This is a genomic window from Methanobrevibacter sp. (assembly GCF_045636185.1).
Taxonomy (GTDB): Archaea; Methanobacteriota; Methanobacteria; order Methanobacteriales; family Methanobacteriaceae; genus Methanocatella.
In genome coordinates this window covers 1-2,737 of record NZ_JAZTXC010000145.1, presented here as the reverse complement: position 1 = coordinate 2,737, position 2,737 = coordinate 1, and the positions used below count along the sequence as shown (strand labels likewise).

Here is a 2,737-nt window from a genome sequence, read left to right as displayed (position 1 = left end):
TTTATTCAACGGTAACCACGTTGTAACCAGACACAGTAAAGGATTCTGTATCCCTTGTGTAGCTGCTGCTATGTCCTTAGATGCAGGAACACAACTCTTTTCACCAGAAGCAACTTCTGGTTTAATTAAAGAAGTATACAGCCAAATTGATGAATTCAGAGAACCTATTAAAGCAGTTGCAGCTGCAGCTGAAGAAATTAAAGGTGACATCTAATTGTTTTGATTATGTCTAATTTTCGAAGGTTAAAACATGGATATTGAAATATTTCCTTATAGGGTTCTTGGAAGTGACACAACTGAAAAGTTGTTAAATGACTTAGAATCACTCGATGATGTAAAAAGGACTGTTATTCATGGTCCTAGATTCCCAAAAGGTGAAGCAACTCTGCCTCCACAATATAGGGAACGTAGAGTTATCACAATCAATGGTGAAAAAGTAGTTTTACAGGTTAAGACTGCTAGAGTTTTCCTTGAAATAACTATGGAATCCACAATCGACGAAATCGAAAAAATCTGTGAACAACATATCCCATATGGTTTTGATATTAATCAAGATAGAGCTCATTATATCAGAAAAGAACAAACTGTTTCTGATAGAATTAAATATGGTGATACAGAATTACCAGATGATTTAGTAGGAATGACAGATCAATATTCAACATTTGAAGACCATGTGAAAATTATTAAAAAGGATGACTTAGATTAATATGATAGGACGTTGTACTCACGTAGTAGATTGTAGGGAAACAAGCGGTATGGGTAAAGGTGGAAGTCTTGCTCAAAGAGGCACATTTGCAGAATGTGGTACTGATGTATGCGCTGTTGCAATGTCTCCAGGACGAAGACACATTACTAAACCTGTTTGTGAAATTACTTTTGGTTTACGTGAAGCTAATGTTTTAACAAGTACAATGGTTTTAAATGCTGGTGCGGGTGTTCCTCATGATGCTCCTGCCGCTGGTGGAACATTGTTTGGACTTACTGATAAGGAAGTCGAACAAATGAGTAATTTTAAATTGCTTGTTATTCACTTAGGTGGAGTTGCAAATCATTTAATTTACAAAGCAAGATTAATTCTAAGGAACGTTGATAAACATGCAATTATTATATGCGAATCACCAGTAGATTGTGAAGATTTCGCTAAAATCGGCGTTAAAACTTCCAAAGTCATGCCTAAAGATGATGATATTAAAACCAAAGGAACTATCGATGATATTGTTACAGGGGTTATCCGTGGTGAAACAATTTCACAAGAAAAATTAGATGAAATAATTAGAAAAGTAAAATTAGCATTAGGAGATGCATAATTATGGTACAAATTTATCCAGGTACTTCTCAGGTTGCTCAAAACAGAAGAAACTTCACTAACCCAGAATACGAGTTAGAAAAGTTAAGAGAAATTTCTGATGAAGACGTAGTTAAAATATTAGGTCATAAAGCTCCAGGTGAAGAATATAAATCAGTTCACCCACCATTAGACGAAATGGATGAGCCAGATGACAGTGTAAGAGAATTAGTAGCACCTATCGATGGTGCAAAAGCAGGAGACAGAATTAGATACATCCAATTCGTTGACTCCATGTACTTCGCTCCAGCTCAACCTTTCTTAAGAGCTAGATCTTACTTATCCAGATTTAGAGGAATCGATACCGGTACATTATCCGGAAGACAAGTAGTCGAAGCAAGAGAAAGAGACATCGAAAGATTATCCAAAATCTTATTAGAAACCGAATACTTCGATACTGCAAGAACCGGTATTAGAGGTGGAAGTGTACACGGTCACTCCTTAAGATTAGATGAAAACGGTTTAATGTTTGATATGCTCAGAAGACAAGTATTCAACAAAGAAACCGGTAAAGTCGAAATGGTTAAAGACCAAATTGGTAAAGAATTAGACGAACCTGTAGTCTTAGGTGAACCATTAGACGAAGAAACTTTAAGAGCAAAAACCACTATTTACAGAATAGATGGTGAAGCATACAAAGACGATGAAGACGCTGTAAAAGTCTGTCAAAGAATTCACGTTTCCAGATCCTTTGGTGCATTCAATCCAACTATAGGATGGTAGATTAGTATGGCTGATAAAAAATTCTTAGATGCAATGAAAAAGAAATTCGTTGAAGACCCAACCGAAAAAACAACCCAATTTTATAACATGGGTGGTTGGACCCAATCCGAAAGAAAAACTGCATTCGTTAATGAAGGTAAAGAAATCGCAGCAAAAAGAGGAATCCCAATGTACAACCCAGACATTGGTTCTCCTTTAGGTCAAAGAGCTTTAATGTCCTACCAATTATCTACTACTGATACTTTCGTAGAAGGTGACGATTTACACTACATTAACAACGCAGCTATCCAACAAGCATGGGACGATATTAGAAAAACTGTTATTGTAGGTTTAAACACTGCACACAACGTTCTTGAAAAAAGATTAGGTATTGAAGTTACTCCTGAAACTATTACAAACTACTTAGAAACTGTAAACCACGCTATGCCTGGTGCAGCAGTTGTTCAAGAACACATGGTAGAAACTGACCCATTAATAGTACAAGACTCCTATGTAAAAGTTTTCACTGGTGACGACGAATTAGCTGATGAAATTGACTCAGCATTTGTTTTAGACATTAACAAAGAGTTCCCTGAAGAACAAGCTGAAGCTTTAAAAGCTGAAGTTGGCGGAGCTATTTGGCAAGCTGTAAGAATTCCATCCATTGTAGGAAGAGTCTGTGACGGTGGT

The 2,737-nt window shown here is 36.5% G+C and carries 3 protein-coding genes and 2 pseudogenes; all 5 read left to right on the top strand.

Annotated elements, in window-relative coordinates; all coding sequences use genetic code 11:
* A pseudogene (locus ACKI3Q_RS08235) lies at positions 1–214 on the top strand (methyl-coenzyme M reductase subunit beta); the annotation flags it as partial.
* A gap of 36 nt (positions 215–250) precedes the next feature.
* The gene (gene mcrD / locus ACKI3Q_RS08230; protein ID WP_407416065.1) at positions 251–706 is read left to right on the top strand and encodes a methyl-coenzyme M reductase operon protein D; all 456 of its coding nucleotides are present in this window, start codon (positions 251–253) and stop codon (positions 704–706) included.
* A 1-nt stretch (position 707) separates the two neighbouring features.
* Positions 708–1,307: a methyl-coenzyme M reductase I operon protein C gene (mcrC, locus tag ACKI3Q_RS08225; protein WP_407416063.1), complete on the top strand. Its 600-nt coding sequence runs from the start codon at positions 708–710 to the stop codon at positions 1,305–1,307.
* A gap of 2 nt (positions 1,308–1,309) precedes the next feature.
* Complete coding sequence (gene mcrG / locus ACKI3Q_RS08220) at positions 1,310–2,068, top strand: coenzyme-B sulfoethylthiotransferase subunit gamma (protein WP_407416061.1); 759 nt, start codon at positions 1,310–1,312, stop codon at positions 2,066–2,068.
* A gap of 6 nt (positions 2,069–2,074) precedes the next feature.
* Positions 2,075–2,737: pseudogene (locus tag ACKI3Q_RS08215) on the top strand (methyl-coenzyme M reductase subunit alpha); the annotation flags it as partial.